The 22,744-nt window shown below is 64.7% G+C and carries 22 protein-coding genes; 7 read left to right on the top strand and 15 right to left on the bottom strand.

What is annotated here, in order from left to right:
- The first annotated feature begins 19 nt into the window (after window positions 1-19).
- The gene (locus AWB70_RS19715; RefSeq protein WP_053569461.1) at window positions 20-916 is read left to right on the top strand and encodes an NAD-dependent epimerase/dehydratase family protein; all 897 of its coding nucleotides are present in this window, start codon (window positions 20-22) and stop codon (window positions 914-916) included.
- A 55-nt stretch (window positions 917-971) separates the two neighbouring features.
- On the opposite strand, the gene AWB70_RS19710 is transcribed toward AWB70_RS19715, so the two are convergent.
- The 3 genes from AWB70_RS19710 to AWB70_RS19700 all read right to left on the bottom strand — a co-directional run bounded on the left by AWB70_RS19710 (window position 972) and on the right by AWB70_RS19700 (window position 6,273).
- Window positions 972-2,081: a malate/lactate/ureidoglycolate dehydrogenase gene (locus tag AWB70_RS19710; RefSeq protein ID WP_053569462.1), complete on the bottom strand. Its 1,110-nt coding sequence runs from the start codon at window positions 2,079-2,081 to the stop codon at window positions 972-974.
- A gap of 177 nt (window positions 2,082-2,258) precedes the next feature.
- Complete coding sequence (locus tag AWB70_RS19705) at window positions 2,259-3,728, bottom strand: M20 family metallopeptidase (protein WP_041731704.1); 1,470 nt, start codon at window positions 3,726-3,728, stop codon at window positions 2,259-2,261.
- Between the two features lie 85 nt (window positions 3,729-3,813).
- Window positions 3,814-6,273, bottom strand: a complete 2,460-nt coding sequence (locus AWB70_RS19700; RefSeq protein ID WP_053569463.1) for a penicillin acylase family protein — start codon at window positions 6,271-6,273, stop codon at window positions 3,814-3,816.
- A 159-nt stretch (window positions 6,274-6,432) separates the two neighbouring features.
- Here AWB70_RS19700 and AWB70_RS19695 point away from each other — a divergent pair, with 159 nt between their 5' ends.
- From AWB70_RS19695 to AWB70_RS19680, 4 genes are all read left to right on the top strand, one after another.
- Entirely contained in the window at window positions 6,433-6,600 is a 168-nt protein-coding gene (locus tag AWB70_RS19695) for an oxidoreductase-like domain-containing protein (protein WP_053569464.1), read from the top strand.
- A gap of 75 nt (window positions 6,601-6,675) precedes the next feature.
- Window positions 6,676-7,185, top strand: a complete 510-nt coding sequence (locus tag AWB70_RS19690) for a DUF1993 domain-containing protein (RefSeq protein WP_014250902.1) — start codon at window positions 6,676-6,678, stop codon at window positions 7,183-7,185.
- 89 nt (window positions 7,186-7,274) lie between these two features.
- Entirely contained in the window at window positions 7,275-7,619 is a 345-nt protein-coding gene (locus tag AWB70_RS19685) for a toxin (protein WP_053569465.1), read from the top strand.
- On the top strand, window positions 7,616-7,930 hold the full coding sequence (locus AWB70_RS19680) for a helix-turn-helix domain-containing protein (protein ID WP_053569466.1): 315 nt from the start codon (window positions 7,616-7,618) through the stop codon (window positions 7,928-7,930). Before AWB70_RS19685 ends, AWB70_RS19680 begins: the two co-directional genes overlap by 4 nt.
- Here the strand turns inward: AWB70_RS19680 and AWB70_RS19675 are convergent, their stop codons facing one another.
- Window positions 7,931-9,268: a virulence factor family protein gene (locus AWB70_RS19675; protein WP_053569467.1), complete on the bottom strand. Its 1,338-nt coding sequence runs from the start codon at window positions 9,266-9,268 to the stop codon at window positions 7,931-7,933.
- Complete coding sequence (mprF, locus tag AWB70_RS19670) at window positions 9,265-11,859, bottom strand: bifunctional lysylphosphatidylglycerol flippase/synthetase MprF (RefSeq protein ID WP_143281661.1); 2,595 nt, start codon at window positions 11,857-11,859, stop codon at window positions 9,265-9,267. Before mprF ends, AWB70_RS19675 begins: the two co-directional genes overlap by 4 nt.
- A 449-nt stretch (window positions 11,860-12,308) precedes the next feature.
- Between mprF and AWB70_RS19665 the strand changes: the two genes are divergently transcribed.
- Complete coding sequence (locus tag AWB70_RS19665; RefSeq protein WP_235024290.1) at window positions 12,309-12,617, top strand: hypothetical protein; 309 nt, start codon at window positions 12,309-12,311, stop codon at window positions 12,615-12,617.
- Window positions 12,618-12,639: 22 nt separating this feature from the next.
- Here AWB70_RS19665 and AWB70_RS19660 read toward each other — a convergent pair whose 3' ends face one another.
- Together AWB70_RS19660 and AWB70_RS19655 are read right to left on the bottom strand one after the other, a co-directional pair.
- Window positions 12,640-13,161, bottom strand: a complete 522-nt coding sequence (locus tag AWB70_RS19660; RefSeq protein ID WP_053569470.1) for a hypothetical protein — start codon at window positions 13,159-13,161, stop codon at window positions 12,640-12,642.
- 159 nt (window positions 13,162-13,320) lie between these two features.
- Window positions 13,321-14,016 carry a response regulator transcription factor gene (locus AWB70_RS19655; protein ID WP_045454067.1) on the bottom strand — a complete coding sequence of 232 codons (696 nt, stop codon included), beginning with the start codon at window positions 14,014-14,016 and terminating at the stop codon, window positions 13,321-13,323.
- 195 nt (window positions 14,017-14,211) lie between these two features.
- Between AWB70_RS19655 and AWB70_RS19650 the strand changes: the two genes are divergently transcribed.
- Window positions 14,212-14,664: a response regulator gene (locus AWB70_RS19650; protein WP_014250908.1), complete on the top strand. Its 453-nt coding sequence runs from the start codon at window positions 14,212-14,214 to the stop codon at window positions 14,662-14,664.
- A gap of 113 nt (window positions 14,665-14,777) precedes the next feature.
- Here AWB70_RS19650 and AWB70_RS19645 read toward each other — a convergent pair whose 3' ends face one another.
- The 8 genes from AWB70_RS19645 to AWB70_RS19610 all read right to left on the bottom strand — a co-directional run bounded on the left by AWB70_RS19645 (window position 14,778) and on the right by AWB70_RS19610 (window position 22,724).
- Window positions 14,778-15,713 (bottom strand): aldose epimerase family protein, encoded by a 936-nt coding sequence (locus AWB70_RS19645; protein ID WP_053569849.1) that lies wholly within the window; start codon window positions 15,711-15,713, stop codon window positions 14,778-14,780.
- A 50-nt stretch (window positions 15,714-15,763) separates the two neighbouring features.
- Window positions 15,764-16,672, bottom strand: coding sequence for an ABC transporter permease (locus AWB70_RS19640; RefSeq protein ID WP_053569471.1), 909 nt, complete (start codon window positions 16,670-16,672; stop codon window positions 15,764-15,766).
- A complete protein-coding gene (locus AWB70_RS19635; RefSeq protein ID WP_045454076.1) occupies window positions 16,672-17,535 on the bottom strand; it encodes an ABC transporter permease in 864 nt (287 codons plus the stop codon). The genes AWB70_RS19640 and AWB70_RS19635 overlap by 1 nt, the downstream gene beginning before the upstream one ends.
- Window positions 17,532-18,608, bottom strand: coding sequence for an ABC transporter ATP-binding protein (locus tag AWB70_RS19630; RefSeq protein ID WP_053569472.1), 1,077 nt, complete (start codon window positions 18,606-18,608; stop codon window positions 17,532-17,534). Before AWB70_RS19630 ends, AWB70_RS19635 begins: the two co-directional genes overlap by 4 nt.
- 81 nt (window positions 18,609-18,689) lie before the next feature.
- Window positions 18,690-19,793 (bottom strand): ABC transporter substrate-binding protein, encoded by a 1,104-nt coding sequence (locus tag AWB70_RS19625; protein WP_374730245.1) that lies wholly within the window; start codon window positions 19,791-19,793, stop codon window positions 18,690-18,692.
- Window positions 19,794-20,399: 606 nt separating this feature from the next.
- Window positions 20,400-21,092, bottom strand: a complete 693-nt coding sequence (locus tag AWB70_RS19620; RefSeq protein WP_053569474.1) for a FadR/GntR family transcriptional regulator — start codon at window positions 21,090-21,092, stop codon at window positions 20,400-20,402.
- Window positions 21,093-21,433: 341 nt separating this feature from the next.
- Window positions 21,434-22,270, bottom strand: a complete 837-nt coding sequence (locus AWB70_RS19615; protein WP_053569475.1) for a 3-oxoadipate:acetyl-CoA acetyltransferase — start codon at window positions 22,268-22,270, stop codon at window positions 21,434-21,436.
- Window positions 22,271-22,442: 172 nt separating this feature from the next.
- Entirely contained in the window at window positions 22,443-22,724 is a 282-nt protein-coding gene (locus AWB70_RS19610; protein ID WP_014250916.1) for a DUF3303 domain-containing protein, read from the bottom strand.
- Between the last annotated feature and the right edge of the window lie 20 nt (window positions 22,725-22,744).

The raw sequence follows: 22,744 nt of genomic DNA, 5'->3' as shown, positions 1-22,744 counted from the left end.
CATTCAACGGAGCAGGAATATGAACATTTTCATTACGGGCGCGGGCGGTTTCATCGGCGGATCGATTGCGGCGGGACTCGCGCGCGACGGCCATCGCGTGCGCGGGCTGATCCGGCGCGCCGAGCAGGCCGACGACCTGAAGCGTCTGAATATCGAGCCGGTGATCGGCAGTCTGGACGACACCGCCCTGCTGGCCGCCGAAGCGCGCGCCGCCGATGCGGTCATCAACGCGGCGAGCAGCGATCATCGCGGCGCGGTCGAGGCGCTGATCGCCGCGCTCGAAGGCTCGAACAAGCCGTTTCTGCACACGAGCGGGTCGAGCATCGTCGGCGACGCGTCGGGCGGCGAAGCATCGGACAAGATCTACACCGAGAACGATTTGCCGGAACCGACGCCCGACAAGGCGCCGCGCGTCGCCATCGACAAGCTCGTGCTGGACGCCGCGAAGCGCGGCGTGCGTTCCGCCGTGCTCTGCAACACGCTGATCTACGGGCACGGCGCCGTGCCGGATACGTCGAGCGTGCAGCTGCCGCGCCTGGAACGGCAGGCGAAGAAGAGCGGCATCGTGCGGCATGTGGGACGCGGGCTGAACATCTGGTCGAACGTGCATATCGACGATGTCGTCGAGATCTACCGCCTCGCGCTCGAGAAGTCACCGGCGGGCACGTTCTACTTCGTCGAGAGCGGCGAAGCGCAGTTTCGCGATATGACCGCCGCCATGGCGAAGGCGCTCGGGCTGCGCGGGCCGGAGGACTGGCCGCTCGATCAGGCGATCGAGGAATGGGGCTACGAGATGGCGTCGTACGGTCTCGGTTCGAACAGCCGCGTGCGCAGCCAGCGCACGCGTGAAGTGCTCGGCTGGAATCCGAAGCGCACGTCGGTCATCGACTGGATCGCGCAGGACATGACCGCGTAATCGCGCGCGGCGCGGCAAACTGGCTTGACCAATTTGCCGCGCCCTGCATCGAAACTTACTTCAGCGCGCTCGCGAACTTTTCGATGTCCGCTTCCGCCATGCCCGATTGGGTCGCCGAATCGCGGATTTGCGTCCACGTCGTCGGGTCGATCGCGATGCCGTTCGCGCTGCGGTCCGCGCGACGTGCGTCTTCCGGCTCGCCCGGCGCGTAGATCGCATCGATGCCCTCGGCGCGGGGCGACGCCTTCATCCATTCGAGGAACGCCTCGGCTTCCGCTTGCGCGGCGGGTGCGTCGAACGCGTTCGGATCGACGATCACCGAGGTCATGCAGTTGATGATCGCGCTCGACTGTTCCAGCGTGCTCTCGTGCGTCGTATAGCCGCCCGACAGCGCCCCGCCGAAAATCTCGCACAGCGCGGCGAGTCCCGAACCCTTGTGCAGGCCGAACGCGGTGAGCGAGCCGAACGGCTCTTCGTGCATCACCTTCGGCTCGACGGTCGGCTTGCCTTCGTGATCGAGCAGCATGCCCGGCGCGACCTTCACGCCCTTGTTGTAGGCGACGCGCGTCTTGCCGTACGCGATGCCGGCCGTCGCGAAGTCGAGCACGAGCGGGCTCTTGCCCGCGCGCGGATACGCCGCGCAGAACGGATTCGTGCCGAAGCGCCGGTCGATGCCGCCATACGGCGCGACGAGCGGATCGCCCGCCACGTTCACGAAGTGGAACGACACGAGCCCCGCCTTCGCGCACTGCTCCGCCCAGTGGCCGATGCGCCCGATGTGATGCGCGTTGCGCAAGCCCACGGCGCACACGCCGAGCTTCTTCGCGCGCTCGATGCCGTGTTCCATCGCCTCGTAAGCGACGACCTGCCCGAATCCCTTACGGCCGTCGACGGTGAGCACCGCGCCGGCGTCGCGCACGATCTCGGCGTGCGTGTTGAGCTTCAATTGCCCCTCGCCGAGCGACGCGACGTAACGCGGAATCATCCCGACGCCGTGCGAGTCATGGCCCGACAGATTCGACATCACGAGGTGATCCGCGACCAGTTCCGCCTCGCGCGGCGCGCTGCCGGCGGATTCCCAGATCGCGCGCACGTAGGCGTGCAGCGTGTCGGCGGCGATGCGTCGTTCGTTGGCGGCAAGATTGGACGTGGGGGATGCATTCATTGCGACACTCGTCTCCGTAGTTAGATGGCGCGCGCGTCCTTTTCGAGACACGCGGGCCTCCCACTTTACAGACGATCAACTGGCCTTACCAGTTTGTTTTTACAAAATCGCTGAAAACGGCCGAAAAAAAGCCCGGTCGAACCGGGCTTGCAGATTCATCGAACGACTTGCGGCGGCTCAGGGCGCGGCCGCGATCACTTCCGCGACGGAAGCCGTCAGCTTCTTCGCGTACGGAATGTGCAGGAACTCGTTCGGGCCGTGTGCATTCGATCGCGGGCCGAGCACGCCGCACACCATGAACTGCGAGCGCGGAAAGCCTTCTTTCAGCGTGTTCATGAGCGGAATCGTGCCGCCTTGGCCGATATACGCGACATTCGCGCCGAAGTGACGTTTCGACGCCTCGTTGAGCGAGGTTGCGAGCCACGGCGCGAGATCGGGCGCGTTCCAGCCCGTGGCCGCGCCCGCTTCCGGCTTGAACGTGACCTTGGCGTTGTACGGCGCGTCGCGTTCGAGCAGCCGTTGCAGCCGCGTGACGGCCTCGGTCGCATCGACGAGCGGCGGCAGGCGCAGCGACAGCTTGAACGCCGTGCGCGGTGCGAGCACGTTGCCCGCATCGGCGAGCGGCGGCAGGCCGGATGCGCCCGTCACCGTGAGCGATGGACGCCACGTCGAATTCAGCAGCGCTTCGCGCGGATCGGTCGTCGTCGGCAGCACGCTGCCGCCGTCTTGACCGCAGGCCCACGGCAGCTTCTTCCAAACGTCGTCGCCGAGAATGCGCGCGGTGGTTTCGGCTTCGCGGCGGCGCATCATCGGGATCGCGCAGTGAAATTCCTTCGGCAACAGATCGCCGGTGCTCGAATCTTCCAGACGCTCGAACAGTTGCCGCAGAATGCGGAACGCCGAGGGCGCAATGCCGCCGTAGCCGCCCGAGTGGATGCCCTCGTCGAGCACCTGCACTTCGAGATCGCCCGCGACGAGCCCGCGCAGCGAAGTCGTGAGCCAGAGCTGATCGTAGTTGCCCGCGCCGGAATCGAGACAGATCACGAGGCCGACGTCGCCGAGCCGGTCGCGCAGCGCGTCGATGTAAGGCAGAAGATCGTAGCTGCCGGATTCCTCGCACGTCTCGATAATGCCGACGCAGCGCGGCCGTTCGACGCCCTGCGCGTCCAGCGCCGCGAGCGCGGTGATGCTGGCGTAGGTCGCGTAGCCGTCGTCGGCGCCGCCGCGGCCGTAGAGCTTGTCGTCTTCGAGTTTCGGCGTCCATGGGCCGAGATCGCTGCGCCAGCCTTCGAACTCCGGCTGCTTGTCCAGGTGGCCGTACAGCACGACCGTTTCCGTGCTGCCGGAACGCGTCGCGGGCGCTTCGAAGAAAATGACCGGCGTGCGCTCGGGCAAGCGCACGATCTCGACTTTCAGGCCTTTCACCGGCTGTGTCTTGACCCAGTCCACCGCGTCCGTGACCACGCGCTCGATAAAGCCGTGGCGCGCCCAGTCGCTGTCGAACATCGGGCTTTTCGCGGGCACCGCGATGTAGTCGGTGAGTGCGGGCACGATCTCGTCGTTCCACTTGCGTTCCACGAAATCCCGCAGCGCGGCGGAATCGAGCCGCACCGCTTCGTCGTGTTGCGTGCTGTCGCCGATAGTCATGACCGTAATTCCATTCGAGCAAACTTCCATGATAGACGGGATTTGCTCGCCGCTCGACCGGACGCGCGCCTTTTGAAGCGAATTGTTAGCGTCCCGCCGCGCTCGCCGCCTGATCGCGCGTGGCCGATACAACGGCGCGCGTCACCGCCGGGTCAGAATCGATCGCCTGTTCGCTAAAAGGAAAGCGCAGCCAGCGTTTCGCGGCGAACGCGCGCGTCGCGTCGCCGGAATGCGGCGAGGCCGGATCGTCGGATTCGGAATGCGACAGCATCGTGTCCGCTTCCACGCCGTTCTCGCCGAACGTCACGACCTGCACGTAGCTGTCGCCCTGCCCGCTCGCGTCCATCGGATAGCCTTGCCGGTCGAGCGGCCGCCGCGCGCAGACGATCGTGAAATAGCCCGCCTCGTCGCAGCCGCCGTAAAGCGGCACGCGAGCGCCGTTGCGCGTCGTATAGAGAATGTCGCCGCGCCGCGAATCGATCGCGAAGCCGTTGAGCCTGAGCGCGAGCGCCGCGCCGCCGAGCGCCTGGCGCAAGTCCTGAAGCACGGCCGGATTGTCGACGTTGAAGCCGCCGGGCGTCGCGAGCGGCTTGTTCGGATCGAAACCCGACTCGTACAGACGCTCCGGCGCGATGCGCGTCACGCGCAGCCAGAACTCGTCCCACAGATTCGCGCCGCGCGCGTCGATCTCCGCCGTGCCGTTCCAGCGCCGCAACACTTCGCAGGGCTCGTGCAGCGGGCCGCCCGCTTCGTTGACCGTGCAGACCGCGTCGAGCAGCGGCTTGCGAAAGAGCCGCTCGGACATCGAGTTCGTCTCCAGCACGGCCGTCTCCAGCGCCTCGCGCGTCACGCCGCCGCGCTCGCGCTGCAATCGCGCGGCGAGCAGATGGCCATAACGCGTGCGCAGCGACTGCTCCGTGCGCGTCGCGCCCGCGATGAGCGGATAGCCCGACATCGGCGCGTTCGCATTGGTGAGCCAGTAGCTGTCGTTGAAATTGCCGACGTAATCGCCGCGCACGGTATTCGGCAGTTGATCCAGCGGCAGCGCGCCCGGCTGCACGCTCGCCGGATCGACGCGCCACGCGCATGCGCTCTTCGAGCCGTCGAGGAAAGGCACGCCCGGCACGCGCGCCGCGAACGCGCGGCCGGCGGGCGTCGTGCATGACTGGGCGAGCGCATCGGGCACGTTCGGAATCGGGCCGATATCGGCGAACCAGACACGCTCGTCGCCGCGCCCGATCGCGAAAGTGTTCGCCCACGGCATCGCCGCGTAGCGCTTCTGGATCGCCATGAAGTCGGCGAGCGAGCGGGCCTGATTCCATGCGAAGAAGTTCTGGAACACGCGCGTGTTGTCGACGTTCACGTCGGCGAGCGCATACGCGCGCTGCGCGTTCCAGCCGAGACCCTGCGCCATCGCGGAGAGATCGACGACAGGCCCGAAACGCGTGCGGTACAGCGTGCGCGACACGGTTTCGACACTGCCGTCGGCGCGGCGGGCGCGCACCGAGAGCGGCACGGGCGTCATCGCTTCGCTTTGGCCATCGACGAGATAGCGCGTCGGATCAGCGGGATCGAGCGTCAACTGGAAGATGCCGAATCGCCGCGCGCTCGAGACGGTGTGCGTCCACGCGATGTTTTCGTTGAAGCCGAGCACGATCAGCGGCACGCCGAGGAACGACACGCCCGCGACGTTCATCTGGCCGGGAATCGTCAATTGCGCCTGATAGAAACGGTCGGGCCCGCGCCAGAACCAGTGCGGATTGCCGAACAGGATGCTGCGCTTGTCGCGCGTGATCGGCGCGCCGAATGCGAGCGCGTTGCTGCCGATGCCCGGATGCTCGCCGATCGAATAGCGCAGCGCGTCGAGCGCCGTTTGCGGCGCGCCTTTATCAGTGCGAGGGCTCGTCGTTGGGGCAGGCCTGGGCGGATGCGCCGTCGCGATCGGCGTCACGAAGCGCGCCGAGCCGCTCGCGAGATTCGCCGCGATCAGCCGCAGCGTGACGTCGCCGGCGCTGATGTTGCCGACCCACGGCTTGCCGCGGCACGTCGCGTGCGCGCCCGGAAAGCGGCCCGCGTTCAGATCGGCGAGATAGCGGTTGTAGCCGCTCGCGAAGCCGTCGATCAGACTGCGCAAATCGGCCGGCTGCGCCGCGCGGTAACGCTCGACGGTGACCTGATCGCCGACGAGGCGAAAGAAGAAATCAGCGTCGATGTTGCGTGGCTGACCGAACGTCGCCGCCGACGCCGGGCGGGCGTCCGGTCCGAACCAGGCCGAGCGCTCGCCGCGATACGTGACGAAGCCATCGGCGAGCGTGCAGAGGTTGTCTTGCGCCTGCGCGTAGCCGAATCCGAAGCCGAGGCTGCCGACGTCGGCGGCGCGGATGTGCGGAATGCCGTCCTGCGTACGGCGGATTTCGGCGGAGTACGCGCCCTGCGGCGCGGCGCTCGACGCAGTCGTCGCGGGGGTATCCGGCGGCACGGCGCAGCCGGCCAGCAAGGCGCTCGCAAGCGCGCCGGAGATCGCAAGGCTGACGATCTGATTCATCGCGTGAGTCCTCGGTCCTGTCGACGTGATGACGGGCGGACAAGTGCCCCGCGCGCAGTATCGCATTGCGCGCGGCGCGATCCGCCGCCAAAGTCTAGCCGCTCGCGTCCGCCTCGCGAAGCCGATGCACAATGGACCGTCCACGCCTTTCCTACGCCGATGCCCGATCACGACGACGACCCGCGCCCGAGCCCGCCCGAGCGACCCTTGCCGGAAGATTGCTGTCAGAGCGGCTGCAATCCGTGCGTGTTCGATCTTTATCAGGAAGCGCTCGAACGTTACGAGGCGGCGTTGCGCGCGTGGGAAGCGCGGCACGCGTCGGGTTGAGCGGGCTCAGGCGCGGGGCGCTATGCTTGTCAGCCCTGCCGCAGTCGAAACCAAAAACTCAAGGAGCGCAATTCCATGTCTCTTACGATGTATCGCGCATCGATTCCCGTCTTCATTCGCGGACTCGAAGTGTGCGCGGATCTGCTGAAAAAGGGCGCCGCTTTCGCGGATCAGAAAGGCCTCGCTCACGGCGATGTCATTAACGCGCGTCTCGCGCCCGACATGCTGCCACTCGTCGCGCAAATCCAGCGTGCGAGCGACACGGCGAAGCTATCGGCCGCGCGTCTTGCCGGCATCGAAGCGCCGCGCTTCGAGGACAACGAGGACAGTTTCGTGTCGCTGCAGGCGCGCATCGACAAGACCATCGCGTTTCTGAAGAGCATCGACAAGGCGTCGCTCGCCGGTTGCGAGACGCGCACGGTCACGCTGAAGTTTCCCGACTTCTCGCCGTCGTTTTCAGGCGACGATTATCTGTTCGGCTTCGGGCTGCCGAACTTTTATTTTCATGTGGTCACGACGCACGACATTCTGAGGCATCTCGGCGCGCCGATCGGCAAGCGGGATTATCTGGGGCCGTTTAATTGAAGGCGGGAAAGATTCAATTTTTGTGAAACGCGCTGCGCTCGTGCATCGCTTGCTTAATATACGCAGATTGCGTATATTTTCTTTCGTTCATGCAAGCGATTTTTGTCGAGCTGCCACCGTTCCAGCGTCACAGGTCCGACTATCTCACGGACGACGAGTACCGCGAACTTCAACTCCTATTGCTGGCGAATGCCGAGGCGGGCGACCTCATCAAGGGAACCGGCGGTCTCAGGAAGATCCGCTTCGGCGACAAGCGACGCAACAAGGGGAAGCGAGGCGGGCTTCGAGTGATCCACTACCGGTGGTTCGAGGGCGCCCAGTTCTGGATGTTCACGCTTTATGACAAGGATGAAATGAGTGACCTGTCCAGCAGCGAGCGCGCGGTCCTGGCGCGGTTGCTGGCAATAGAGGTCAGCCGAAGGAATGCGATATGAAGAAGCGAAGCCTGTTTTCCGAACTCAGCGAAGGACTCGAAGCGCTGTCCGCCGAGCGGCAAGGCAAGATGACTTTACGCAAGGTCAGCGTCGAAGCGCCTGATCCCGTCGAAGTCAGCGCGGACGAAATACGGCATGTCCGCGAAACGGCTCACGTTTCGCAAGCCGTCATGGCACACCGGCTTCGCGTCAATGTGCGAACATGGCAAAACTGGGAACAGGGAAAGGCACGACCGAACGCACAGGCGGCGGTGCTTATCCGTCTGGTGGAGAAGCACCCCGAAACGCTTCGATTGCTCGAAGCGCTTTAATCACCCCTGCCGCGCCGCGATCTGCTTGCGCCACCCCGCCAGAATGCGGCGCGCGAGCGCGTCGTAATCGCCGCCGAAGTGATGATCGCCCGGCAGTTTCACGACTTCGATGCCCGTCTTCGTGAGCTGCGGGCACAGCGTGTCCTCCTCCTTCTCGCCGTAGATGCATTGCACCATCGGCGGCGGCAGCTTGTCGAATTCTGGCCGCACCTTCAGCGCCTTTTCGCTCGCGGGCATGCCGAGCCAGCCGGTCACGCGAATCTGGAAGTCCGCCGCGGGCGAAAAGCCCATCAGCGAGATATACGACACCTGGCTGCGCACCGCGTCCGGCAGACGGTTGTACGCGAACGGCATCACGTCCGCGCCGAACGAATAGCCGACTAGCGCCACATGGCTCGTATGCCAGCGCGCGTTGTACGCGCGGATCACGCGGGCGATATCGTTGGCCGTCTGCTGCGGCGTCTTCTCGCTCCAGAAATAGCGCAGCGAGTCGATGCCGATCACCGACACGCCATCCTTTTGCAGCGCGAGCGCCATCGTCTTGTCGAGATCGCGCCAGCCGCCGTCGCCGGAAATGACGATCGCGAGGAGATCGGTCGGCTGCGCGGCGCGCAATTCGATCAGCGGCAGATCCGAGACGTCGCTGTCGTGCGCGGCGTCGGACTTTTTGGCCGCCGGCTGCGTCGTCGCTGCCGCGGCCGGCGCCGCGGGCTTCTTCAGATGCGGCGCGGTCATCGCGACGAGCGCATCCGCCTTCGAGCGCCCCGCTTCGAGCGTGGCCGCGCGCTCCATGAAGCCCGGCAGGCCCGCCGCGTGGATGATCGTCGGGTCAGGCGGACACGGATTGAAGCGCGCGTCGAGCTTCGCATCCGGCGCGAGTGACACCGCGCCCGCAACCGTATTGTCCGGCGCCTGCTTCAGCGCGCTCTCGGCGAGCGTCGCGCCCTGGCCCGCGCCGACGAGAATCGGCGCGTAGTAGTGATCGGTCTGCACGGTGCGTTCGAGCTGATGGCTCATGTTCTCCGCATCGCCGACGAGGTTGTGGCATTTGCGCTCGTAGGGGTCCTTGTCGGCCTTCACGCGCGCGGCGTAACGCATCGTATCGACGCCGATGACCATCGCGCCCTTGGCGGCGAGCGCGTCGGCGGCCTGGCTGTCGGCCGGGCTCCAGCCGCTTTTTTCCGAGAACAGCACGACGATGCCTGTCATCGCGCCCGTCGGTTTCGTCAGGTGCACATTTCCGTAACGTCCACCGGAAATGGTTTCGGCCGCATGCGCAGCGCCGAACGTGGCGATGCCGCAAAGCGCCGCCACGATTGTCTTGCAAAGGAATTTCATGAACGCCAGCCGCCCGCGAGGAGCGAAAGATCCGCCAAAGTAAAAAATACGCCAACCGAACCGGATGCCGCCAGATAACGCGGCTCCCAGCGCGGCTGGAACTTGCTTTTGAATCCGCGCAGACCGCGGAAGTTGTAGAAACGTCCGCCGAAACGCCACACGAGCCCGGCGAGCCGATGCCAGTGCGAGGCGAGCGGCGTCGGCTCCATGCCCGACAACGGCGCGATGCCGAGCGACAGCGACCTGAACCCCGCTTCCTTCAGATGCAGCGCGAGCTTGGTGAAGAGGTATTCCATCGCGTACGGCGATGCTTGCGCGACATGCCGCATCACGCCGACGGTCGCTTCGGTGTTCATGTCCGTCGTCATGAAGGTGACGAACGCGACCGGCTTGCCCTCCTGACGCACGAGCAACACGGATTGCGCCGCGAGATACTCTTCATTGAACGCGGCGACCGAGAAGCTCTTTTCGCGCGCGGAGCGGCTTTCGAGCCAGTCGTCGGAGATCGCGCGCAGCATCGGCAGGCTCTCGGCGATGTGCGCCGGCCCGATCACCTCCGTGTCGAAGCCATCGCGCTCGCCGCGCTTCAGCGCATAACGCAGATGCGAACGGTGCGAGCCCTTCAGATCGAAATCGGACAGCGCGACGTGGGCCTCCTCGCCGAGCTTCATCAGCGTGAGGCCGGCGTCGAGATAGAGCGGCAGCGCGTCGGCGCGCACCTGATAGAACGCCGCGCGGCCATTGTGCGCATGCGCGAGCTCGACGAACTTGCGGATCAGTTCCGCCCACTCGCGGCGCGGACCGACCGGATCATGCAGCGCGGCCCACGTGCGGCCGTGCTTCGCGTACATCAGAAAGGCTTCGCGCGACTCGGAGAAAAGGAAGCTCTTGTCGCCCATCATCGCGAGGCCCGCGTCGCTGCGCTCCTGGGCGCGGAAGATGCGCGCGGCGTCGGCGAGATCCTGCGGCGCGGGCTTCACGAAGCGGCCCGCCGCCGGACGGAGCAATTGCCACAGACCGAACGCCGACGCGAACACCGCCGCCGCGAGCGTGGCGCGCAGCGCACGCGGAGCGCGCTCGTCGAAGGCGAACTGCCACCAGAGATCGCGGCTGTACGGCACGTCGCGGAACGCGAAGAACATGATCCAGACGGCGAGCGCCATCACGACGCCGATGGAAATCAGCCAGGTCGCGGTGAAGCGCTCGGCGAACAGCGACGAACGGCGATTGAAACGCTCGCGCGTCGCGACGAGCAGCACGACGAGAAACGCCAGCACGCCCGCTTCGACGAACGCCAACCCCTTCGCCAGCGACAGCGCGAGGTTCGTCACGACGAGAATCAGCGCGAGCCACCAGGCTGCGTCGAGCCGGCGCATCAGGCCGCGTGCGACGAAAAGCAGCAGCACGCCGAGCACCGAACCGAGCAGTTGCGAGCTTTCCAGCACCCACAGCGGGACGATGGTCTGCAACAGCGCGATACGCATCTTGAACGCGGGCGTCGCGCCGGAGATAACGAGCATCGAGCCCGCCGCGAACGTGATGATCGACAGGAACACCGGCGCCAGTTGCGAAACGTGACGCGGATGCAGGAAGCCGAAGCGGCCCTTGAGCGCGCGGCCTTCGAACGCCGCCATCACGCCCGCCGACAGGATCAGCGGCAGGCCGAAGTAGATCGCGCGATACGCGAGCAGCGCGGCGAGCACATCCGGCGTCTGGGCGCTGCCGCCGAGCGCGAAGACCATCGCCGCCTCGAACACGCCGACGCCGCCCGGCGTATGGCCGATCATGCCGAGCAGCATCGCCGCCGAAAACACGGTCATGAACTCGCCGAAGCCGACTTGCGGATTCGGCAGCAAGGCCCAGAGCGCGAGGCCGGCGCCGAGCACATCGACGACGGCGAGCGCGGCTTGCGCGACGAAATCGCGGCGCGCCGGCACGGTGAACGCGAGCCACTTCCAGCGCGAGCGCAGCGTGCGCGGCTCACGGCCGCAGACGATGACCATCGCCGCGAACACCGCGAGCAGCGCCGCGCCGGTCATACGCAAGGCGGCGGGCGGAAGATGCATCATCGGCGAAAGCGTGCCCGCGCCGAACAGCATGCCGGCGGCGGCCATGAATGCCAGCGAAAGCGCGAGCGTGACGCTCGTGAAAATGGTGAGGCGGCCGACCTGCGCCGGCGTGACTTCCGCCGCGCCGTAGACGCGGCAGCGCACAGCGCCGCCCGTCAGCGCGCCGAAACCCGTCACGTTGCCGAGCGCGGAACCGACCGTCGCGCCGACCCACAGCAGCGAGCGCGGCACCGCGACGCCGATGTGGCGCAGTCCCACCGCGTCGCGCCCGACCAGCGCGGCAAACGAAAGCGCGGTCGCGAACAGCGCGGCGACCCAGGCTTGCGGCGTCATGACGCGCAGCGAGTGGATCACCGATTTGTAATCGACCGCGCGGGAAAGGTGCTGGAAAACCACCAGCAGCAGCACGCAGATCACGACCGTGAGCACGGGCGCGGCGAACCGCTGAAAATCGACGCTGCCGGACGGGCGTCCGAAGGCAGACATGGCGCGAAGCCGGGCGAGCAACTTTGTGCGAGACATGCGTTCTATCAAACTGGCTCACGCTGCACAGCGGCCGCGAACGGTCGATGACAGCGTTACATCACGGTTTATCGGGGGCCCGCGCAACGCACGCGGCCGGTGAGCGCCACACTCGGCTCCCGCCGCCCGCGCTCGCGCCATACAAAAGGCTTTAACGTGTGAAACGCCTATATAACGGCGACGGTTGACCCGACTTGACTAATATTGGGAAAACTACTAATCGAAAGCTTGCTTTCAGATTTGGCGCGTCTTCCGGGCGATCGAATTTGCACGAACGACCGGTCGCGCACGCTTTACGGTTTGTCGGGTTAGCGGTTAGGATCGACGCCCGCGCTTTGCCGGCATCGAAGGAATACGGGGCGGAAGTCTAAGCGGATAATGTAAAAAAGGGCATCGGAACTATGAGAAAAAGCATCACAACCTGGTTGGCTGCAATCGGTGCGTGCGCGTTGAGCGCGTGCGTTGCGACGGACGACGCCCTGCTCAAGACCGTGCCGATCGGCTCCGGCACGTCGCAATTCAAGCCGTACGATTTCGTCCGGTGCGTGAAGGAAAAATGGACGCCGATCGCCGGGCGCGTGCGCGAATACTCGCCGAGCAGCGACACGCAGGCCGTTTCCATTCCGAGCGGCGGCCTGACGAGCAATTCGGTGGTGCTGGTGATCGCGCAGGCATCGGCGAACGGCACGGGCTACACGATCTACGGCGACGTCGCCATCGCGGGCCGCTACGTCGCGGCCACGCACACCTGCGATTGATCGCGTTCGCCGTTCGTCGCGCTCAGGACGGCTTGCCGCCGCGCATGTCGACGCCCGCCAGATGCGTCCCGACGACCCGGCCGACCAGATAGCCGTCCGACGCACACGCATTGACGCGCTCCTTGCCGTCCCACTGGATCTTGTACTGGTCGTCCTGGGAGTGGACCGCCGAGGCGTCGAACTTGCGCTTCGCCTTGCCGCCATTGCGCATGTCCTCGCCGACGAGCCGGTTCCACGTCAGCGCGTAGCCGTAGCGCACGCCGTCGGCGAAAGCATCGCCGTCGCAGACTTGCGGCGGGGGCGTCGTCTTGATCATCAGATGGTAGCCGTTCGCGGTGCCGACCATGATGCGCTGTTCGCCCGGCGCAGCGGGCGGCGCTGCGGGCCTGGGCGCGGCTTGGGCGGCCTGCGCAGCCGATGCGGCGGAGGCCGCCGCGGCGGCATCGGCGTCGCTCTGCTGCGGAAGCGGCGCGCATGCACCGAGAAGGAGCGCCGCCGTCAGCGTGAATGCCGTGCCAGCACCTTGCATTTTTATGAACGTCATCCTGCGAATCACCTGCGCCGACCTCATCTCGAAATTGATCCGGGCTCTACCTTACCATCCCGGGATGTATTCCTCGGAACGATCCGAAAAAGGCGCGCACGCGACGACGCGGGCGCCCTTTCGGGTGCGCCCGCGTCGAAAAGAGGATAAATCGATGACTCAGGACGCCGACGACGTATTGCTCATCGGCATTTCGATTCCGCGCCGCGCCATTTCGACGATCAGAAACGTTCGCCGCGTCACGTGAAAGCGCGCGAGCAAATCGCTCGAATATTCCTTGGCGGTGTTTTCGCTGATATTCATCTTGCGCGCGATCGCCTTGTTCGACAGTCCCTGCAGCAGATAGCGCAGCGTTTCAGTCAGGCGCGGCGGCAGATCGAGCGATTCGACCGTCACGCCCGCATGCGGCGACACCGGCTTGGGACTGTGCCCGCCCTTGCCGAGCACCGTGTTCGGCAGATAGACGCGCCCGTTGAGGATGGTCTTCAGCGCCTCCCGGAACACGCCCGCGCCCTGCTCGCTGCCCTTCGAGATGAACCCGCACGCGCCGTTCTTGATGCATTCGAGCACCGTGTCGCGGTCGTCCTGCGCGGACAGCATGATCGTCTGAATCTCTCGCTCTTCCTCGCGGATCCAATTGAGCAGATCCAGGCCCGTGGCCTGGCCGCGCAAGTGGTAGTCGAGAAACATCAGATCGTAGGTATTGGCGGAAAGCTTGGCTTTCGCCTGCTCGAACCCATCGGCTTCGTCGATTTCGAGCAAAGGTTCGTTCGCCAGAATGAGACTCTTCATGGCGCTCCGGGTGAGCCCTTCGTCCTCTACCAGCAACACAGTTTTGAAATAGCCATTTTCCATTGCGACGCTCCGAGAACGGTTCCGATATTACGCGCGCACGGCCGTACTTCCACCCCTCTTTCGCAGGGATACATTCGGCAGTCTCCCAAAATCCTCCGCGCCCCCTCCCCGTGCCGGGTTTTCCGATAAGCACGTCCGGTCGAAACTGGCTGCATCGAATCGACCACGTTACCCAATACGAGAATGGAGGATGAGATGTCAAGCCGTCTGGCCGACAACGAAAGTGAATTCGCGTTGTGGCGTATCAAGCGGGCCCGCACCGGCGATGCATCGCGCCGCGTGCTGATCGCCCACAAGGACAAGTCGATCGGCGATTCGCTCGCCGTGCAACTTCGGCTCAAAGGCTTGCAGGTCATCCATTCGCAAGATCTGAAATCGGTGCGCGCGCTGGTGCAAAGCTGGCAGCCGCACGCGCTCCTGCTCGACACGAGTTTCGACAACGAATCCGGCTACGTCTTTTCCCGCACGCTGCGCATGGATGCGGATGTGACCGGGCGGCTCTTCGTCGCGATGAGCAACGTCTGGCCCGCCGATCCCGTGCAGACGCTCAAGGAAGCCGGCTTCGACGCCCATTGCCGCCGGCCCTGCGCGACGTGGCGCATCGTCGATCTCGTCGAATCGTTTTTTTCGATGCCGCTCACGCGCTGAATGTCACTGGAGGTGCGCCATGAACACGGATATCTGCATCGTCGGGGGAATCGTGCCGGCGCATGCGTCGCGCTGTCCCGCGGTTCGCGAGCGCGCTTGTGTCGAAGCGCGCGTCAGGCGGCGGCGCCGGCGTGTCGGGCCGGGATCGCGCCGGCTGCCATCGAGAGCGACGCCTGTATTTCACTACCTGGCTCGATGACGGCGATGCCCGTCCCCGGCAGTCCACGCGCCGCGAGATTGAAGCCGTCGCTCACATGCGAGACCGGCTCGACGCATAAATAACCCGCGCCCGCCGGACAATGCACGACGACATGGCTCAGCGCGTCGCCAGCGACGAGTTCGAGCGTGCGGCCGTCGGCGTAGCGCAGCATCGCGCGGCCGTCCCAGCCGCTCAGATAACGCGTGTAGCCTTCCGCTTCCCGCCCATGGCGATGCGCGGGACGTTCGTCGGTCGGCTCGATCGCGATTTCCGCTTCGTGACGCCAGTGCGTCGTCGTGTGAAGCTCGGCTTCGGTTGCGCCGAAGTACGGATGAAAACCCAGCCCGGCCGGCATCGGACTCGATGAACGGTTCACGATGCGCATCGACAGGCGCGCGCCGCGTGCGTTCGCCTCGATCAGTTGCACGGCTTCGAACGCCCACGGCCAGCCGTGCTCGCCCTCGCCGTGCACGTAGCGCAACACGACGCAATCCGCCTCCTGCAACTCGACGCGCCACGCCGCGAACTGGCCGAAGCCATGCAGCGCGTGCGCCATGCCGGGAAACGTCGCGAGTTCGACGACCGAACCGTCCGGCGCGGGAAAGCGCGCGTCGCGCACGCGGTTGGAAAACGGCACGAGCGGATAACTCCCGCCTTTCGGCCACGCGTCGCACGGCCAACTGTCGACGGTCACGGGCGCGAGCCAATCCACGAGGCCCCGCTCGCCGTGCGTGGCGAAGCGCGTCATGCGCCCGCCCGCCGCCGGCGCGACTTCGACGACATGCGCCCCGCTCGAGATTGAGACGCGCGGCTCGGCCTGCAACGTTACGACTTCACGAAATTTCGTCACGACTCGGCTTCGGTATGAATGGAGCCCGCGCACGGCGGCGCGGGCGGACATCACTGCTTCTGTTCCTTCACGCGCGACACGAGCTGCGTCGGGCTCACGAACTGCAGCGCGATCAGCACCCAGACCATCGTGATGGCCATGTAGATCATCGCCATCGCGTCGATGGACTGCGGCGCGCGCACGCCTGTCGAGAACACCGCGTAGTACAGCGCGACGACGAGCGTCTGCGTCGTCGGCCCCGCGGTGAAGAACGTCAGTTCGAACATGCCGATGGTGCGCACCAGCACGAGCAGCCCCGCCGCCAGCATGCCCGGCACGAGCAGCGGCAGCAGCACGTAGCGGAAGTAGCGGAACGTGTTCGCCCCGAAAATCCGCGCGGCCGATTCCAGATTCGGATCGATCTGCTCGATGAAGGGCGTCATCACGAGAATGACGAACGGTAGCGCAGGCACCAGGTTCGCGAGAATCACGCCGGTCAGCGTGCCCGCGAGATGGAACTTGTACATGACCGTCGCCATCGGAATGCCGTAGGTCACGGGCGGCACCATGAGCGGCAGCAGGAACACGAGCATCGCGAAGCGCTTGCCGGGGATCTGCACGCGGGCGAGCGCATACGCCGCCGGCACGCCGAGCACGATGGACAGCAGCACCACCGCGCCCACCACTTCGAGCGTGACGAGCAGCACGCTCGAAAGCTGGAAGTCACTCCATGCCTGCGCGTACCAGTGCAGCGTGAAGCCCTGCGGCAGGAGCGTGCCGAACCAGCGCGTCGCCACCGAGTTCACGGCCACGGTCGCGATCAATAGCAGCACGTTGACGAGGAAGAAGCCCATCGTCGTCCAGACGAAGACCTTCCATAATTTGTCGCGCAGGCTCGCTTGCTGTTTCATCTGTCTGCCCTTGCCAGAGGTCGGCGCGGCGGCTTGCCAGCCGGACGCGGCGCGGTTATCCGTCGTCATTATCCCTTGCCTCCCGTCACCGGACCCGTGTAGAAGAAGCGGCGCGCGCCGAGCATGCCGCCCACCACCAGCAGTTGCACGAAACCCATCACGATCGCGATGGTCGATGCCAGCGCGTAGTCGTAGCTTTCGAACGCGGCTTCCGATGCGGCGATCGAAATCACGCGCGTCGGGCCGGCCGGTGCGCCGAGCAGCACCGCCGATGGAAACACCGAAAACGCCTGCACGAACGACAGGCACGCGGTCATCGTGAGGCCCGGCAACAGCAGCGGCAGATAAATCTGACGGAACTGCTGCCACGGGCTCGCGCCGAGCGTCGCGGCGGCGCGCGCGAGCGTCGGATCGATGCCGGTCACGTACGACAGCGTCAGCAAGAACGCGAACGGAAAGCCCGACACGATCAGCGAAATCAGCACGCCCCAGTAGTTGTGCGTGAGGCGCACTTCATCGCCGTACAGATGCAGCGCCTGCAAGGCCTGCGGAAACCAGCCGTTGGGACTGAAATACGTCAGCATGCCGTCCGCGATGAGCACGGTGCCGAGCGTCACCGGCACGACGAGCAGCGTCGTCACGAATTTCTGCCACGGCGACGTGCGCCGCAACGCAAACGCGACCGGCACCGACACGCCAACGTTGATGATCGTCGCGGGCACGGCGAGCTTCAACGTGACGATGATCGTCGGCCACATCGACGAGTCGGTGAAGAACGTGACGTAGTTGGCCCAGACGCCGCCGCCGTTCATCGGGCTGAACGACAGCATCAGCCCGTAGGCGAACGGATAGATGAAGAGCGCGAGAATGAAAATGAGCGCAGGCGCGACGAGCCAGCCCTTCGGATCGCGCTCTGCAGGGAGCGCGATCATTTGTCTTCTCCGTAGACGAGCGTTTTGGACGGCGCGACGCGCAACGCAATGCGCTCGCCTTCGCTGCATTCGCCCGCGATGCGCGCCCACAGCTTGCCGAACGCGGTATTCACGATGATGAGCGAATCGCGCCCGCCATATTCGACGACTTCGACGTGCGCATCGAACGCGTTCTCCGAGCCGGGCGCGGCGCGTTCCATGTCTTCCGGACGCAGCGCGACAGAAACGCTCTTGCTGTCGAAACCTTCCATCGGCGTGCCGAGCAGCTTCACGCCGTTCGCATTGACCGCGACGCACTCGCCCTGCGTGCCTTCGAGCGTCGCCGGCACGACATTGCGAAAGCCCATGAAGCGCGCGACATGCAGGTTTTTCGGCCGCGAATACACTTCTTTCGGCGCGGCAACCTGTTGCACGACGCCTTCCTTCATCACGACGATGCGGTCGGCCATCGACAGCGCCTCGTCCTGGTCGTGCGTAACGTAGATCGTCGCGCGCTCCAGCTTGCCGTGGATGCGGCGAATCTCCGCGCGCATCTCGATGCGCAGCTTGGTGTCGAGATTCGAAAGCGGCTCGTCCATCAAGACGAGCGGCGGCTCGATGACGATTGCGCGCGCGATCGCCACGCGCTGTTGCTGGCCGCCCGACAATTGCCCCGGCAGCTTGGCGTCGTGCCCGATCAATTGCACCAACTGCAAGGCGGCCTTCGCGCGTTTCGTCGCTTCCGCCTTCGGCATGCCGCGCATCTTCAATCCGAAGCCGACGTTATCCAGCACGGACATATGCGGAAACAGCGCGTAATTCTGAAAGACCATGCCGAAGCCGCGCTTTTCGGGCGGCAGCACGTCGATACGCTTGTCGTCGAGCCAGATGCCGCCGCCCGTGAGCGGCTGCAATCCGGCGATGCAGTTCAGCGCGGTCGACTTGCCGCAGCCCGACGGCCCCAGCAGCGCGATGAACTCGCCGCGCTGAATGTTGAGATCGAGGCCCTTCAACGCCGCGAGCTGCTGCCCTTCCGCGTTGGTGAAGCTGCGCGAGACCGAGTCGAGGCGCAACTGCTCAAAAGTGTGCTTCATGACAATTTCCTGCGCTTTTTTGTACAAGCGGCGACGCTCCTCGCGAGGAACGTCGCCGTCTCATGGCAGCGATACGCCGGCTTACTTCGTCTTCGCCGCGCCGATTTCGCGGTCCCATTTCTGGAACGCGGCGACCATCGCCTGCGCGTTGAGCGGCAGGACGTGCGGACGGTCCGCGAGCAGCTTCGCGTACTCGGGCCGGCCGAACTTCTGAATGACTTCCTGGCTCTTCGCCGGCGCCATCGACAGCGGCACGTCCTTCACCGCCGGGCCCGGATAGAAATAGCCGTCGTCATACGTCAAGGCCTGCTGTGCCGGTTCGAGCATGAAGTTCATCAGCTTGTAGAGCACGTCGAGCTTTTCCTTCGGCACGCCCTTCGGGATCACCATGTAGTGCGCGTCGTTGACCCAGGTCATGTTGTCGAACGCGGCCACCTTGAATTCGGCGGGCACGATGCCGAGCGCGCGCGGATTGATGTCCCAGCCCGTCACGGTGACGGTCATGTCGCGCGTGCCTTCGCCGAGTTCCTTCATCACGGCCGAGGTGCCGCCCGGGTAATACGGGATGCAGTCATTCAGTTGCTTGAGGAAGGCCCAGGTCTTGTCCCAGCCGTTGATCGGGTCCATCGGGTCCTTGTCGCCGAGCACGTACGGCAGGCCCATCAGGAACGTGCGGCCGGGGCCGGAGTTCGCCGGGCGCGCGTAGATCAGCTTGTTCGGATGCGCCTTGCACCACGCGAGCAGTTGATCGGGCGTTTTCGGCACATCGGTGACTTTGGCCGGGTTGTATTCGAGCAGCGGCCCGGCGGGCATGTAGGTGACTTCGAGGCCGTAGCCTTGCGCGATATCCTGCATCTTGCGCGGGCCGGGGGCGTACTTGTCGAGCACGCCGGCGAAGGCCTTGGCGTTTTCGGGCAGCAGCTTTTCCCACAGACCTTGCTGGATGCCGGCCGCGAGCGCATCGGTGCCGGTCACGACGAGGTCGATGTCCGAGCGCCCCGCCGCCTGCATCGCCTTGATCTTGCCCGGCAGTTGCGGCGCGGGCGCGTTCGTGAAGGTGATGCTCGAAACGAGATCGGGATGCTTCGCCTTGAACGCTTCGAAGCCCTTTTGCGTCAGTTGCAGATTGCCTGCGACATCGACGATGTTGATCGACACCGGATCGGCCGCGCGCGCCGCGCTCATGCCGAATGCCGCGCTCACGGCGACGCACACCGCCGCCAGTTTCACCGTCAGTCCTGCCTTGAAAGCCATTTTGTCTCCTCACTTCTCTCGCAACCGTGGTCGGGAAAAGGTCCGGGCTGATCGTCGGGATCGCCGGCCTGTTTATGCTTGGTTTTGATGTGTCGAGTCTGTGCGCGTGCGTCCTCGTTGCGGCTGGATGCTGAAAAATAGCTAACGAGGTTATAGGATGTCAAGCAAATCGCGGCCTGTCGACGCTGTTACCGAAAGCAAACACGCGCTTTTTCCTCTGCCGATAGCGCTTTGCTCGACGCCTCGGGATATACCCCGACAATGTGTTACCTCCCGTTTTAACCTGCTTTTAACCTGGGTTTCCTGGAGGTTTCCCCGAACGTTGACGGGATGAGTGGTTTTTGCGTACGTGACGCTTGCTGAGGCGCTCGCCGACGACCCGCGCAGTCGCCGCTTTCCGTTTCCGATATCGGTTGGGCCACATTCGCGCCCGCAACCGCAGCAACAAGCACCGCAAAGTTGTCAAACAACTTCGCCATAAAAAGCGGGATGGAGCGCGCAGTCACACAGGTTGTGTGACAACCGCAGCGCAGGCGCTTAGCTGCCGAACATGCGATCGACCGCGTTTTCGAGATGCGTTTTCATGGCTTTTCCAGCCCGCGCGGGGTCTCGCGCGCGGATGGCCTCCAGCACCTCGAAATGCTCGCGCTGAACGAGCTTTTGCCGTTCGAGCATCTTCACGAACGACAGATTGCGCGACAGATTCATGCTGAACTCGACGTGTTCCTCGATGAACGACAGCACGGTAATGAAGAACGGGTTCTTGGATGCGCGCGCCACCGCGAGATGAAACGCGAAGTCGTCTTTCGCGCCAATGCCCTGCTGTGTTTCGACCACGCGTTCGAGCTGGTCCCAGGCGTGCTGGATCGCGCGGATATCGTCGTCGTCGGCCTTGATGGCGGCGAGTTCCGCCGCGCCGGACTCCGTCACCACGCGAAATTCGTAGCAACGGCGAATGTCGGACAATGTTTCGAGCGGCGCGAAACGGCGCACGTCCGGATCGGGACGGCGTCCGACGATGGTGCCCGAGCCTCGCCGCGTCACGATGATGCCGTCCGCGCGCAACCGTGCGAGCGCCTCGCGCACCGTGGGACGCGAAGTCGCGAAGCGTTCGGCGAGCGCATGTTCGGTGAGCAGCCGGTCGCCCTCCTTGAATTCGCCTTCCACGATGCTGTTGAGGATGTCGTTGTAGATCCGGTCGGCGAGCCCGGATAACTTACGCTCGGTCATGTCGCGCGTGACGTGCTTGTCAGGGTGGACATGAATTGTAAGGCAGATTTTCGGCTGCGGGATTCGGCGGTGCGTATGGATGCGTTCTTGAGCGTAACGGACTTTGCGGGCACGCCGAAAGTGACGCTGGTGTGCGCGGGATTGTCATACTGGACGGTGTAATCCCCTCGAAGCCGATGTTGAAGAAACCTAGCATGTTTCTCCACACCGATTAGCAGTACTATCATCGATTCCGAAAGAACAGAGCGGCATACGTGAGCGGCCCAATCATCCGCATAGCCACAAACAAAAAAAGCGCGCTGCGGTCCCCCTCCAGCGCGCCTCGTTCAACACCCTGTACCTCAAAGCGACAATAACTTCCTCGCTTCCTTCGCCTTCGCCACCGGCCGCCCGTACTCCGCGCACAGCGACGCCACGCGGCTCACCAGTTGCGCGTTGCTCTTCGCGAGCGTGTCCTTGTCCCAGCGCACGTTGTCCTCGAGCCCCGTGCGGCAATGTCCGCCCAACTGCAACGTCCAGTGATTCACTTCGAGTTGATGGCGACCGATGCCCGCGGCCGTCCACGTCGCATCGGGCAGATTCTTCTTCAACTGCTCGACCTCGAACTCGAGAATCTCGAGCCGCGCGGGCAACGCATTCTTCACGCCGAGCACGAACTGAACATGCACCGGCGACTTGAGCAAGCCCTGATTCACGAGATCGACGGTGCTATAGAGCATCGCCAGATCGAAGATCTCGATCTCGGGTTTCACGTTGTGATCGAGCATCGTCTGCGCGAGCGAGCGCACGAAGTCGGGCGGATTCTCGTAGACGATCGTCGGAAAATTGACCGAACCCGTGGCAAGCGATGCCATGTCGGGCTTCAGATCCAGCATCGCGCCGCGCTGCTCGAAGGAACGCCCGCGCCCGCCCGTCGAAAACTGGATGATGATGTCCGGACAATGCTTGCGAATGCCTTCCTGCAATTCCGCAAAGCGATGACGGTCAGAGCTCGAACGCTCGTCTTCGTCGCGCACGTGCAGATGGACGAGCGTCGCGCCCGCTTCATACGCCTCGTGCGTGCTCTCGATCTGCTCCGCAATCGTGATCGGCACGGCGGGATTGTCCTTCTTGCGCGGCACCGAGCCGGTAATGGCAACCGATATGACGCAGGGTTCTTTCGTTGGGGATTGGGTCACACTTCGCTCCTTGACGGCGCCATCCTTCGGACACGGCGGGGACCGCGGACAGCACTCAAATTTGAACTAACTAGTACGTTTGTAATGTTGAAGCATCGTGCTCCGCGCTGCAAGCCACGCAAACCCTAAGCCGATGCCGCGTGTTCGTACGATGAATCGCGCCCCTGCCCGGCTATTGCCGTTCGGCGTAATCGGCGAGCATTCGGCCGACCTGCTCGTCGGTGATCGCCGGCTTGATGTCGAACATGAAGAGATCGGCCCATTCGTGCGCCCAGCGCGCGAGCGGATCCAGGTCGTCGCATTCGCACACGGCGATGCCCCAGATGGAGCCGATCGCGTGCCAGCGTCCCAGCAGATGGATGCCGTCCGGCGGCGCGCCGCGCGTTTGCAGGAATCGCTCGGCCGCCTGTCTTTCGACATTGGGTTGCGCCGTCCAGTTGACGATGAATAGCATGGCTCGATCCTCCTGTTGGA

The sequence above is a fragment of the Caballeronia cordobensis genome (assembly GCF_001544575.2).
In the GTDB taxonomy this organism is placed as follows: domain Bacteria; phylum Pseudomonadota; class Gammaproteobacteria; order Burkholderiales; family Burkholderiaceae; genus Caballeronia; species Caballeronia cordobensis.
The sequence above is the reverse complement of the archived record's forward strand: the minus strand, read 5'-3'. Positions and strand labels throughout refer to the sequence as shown.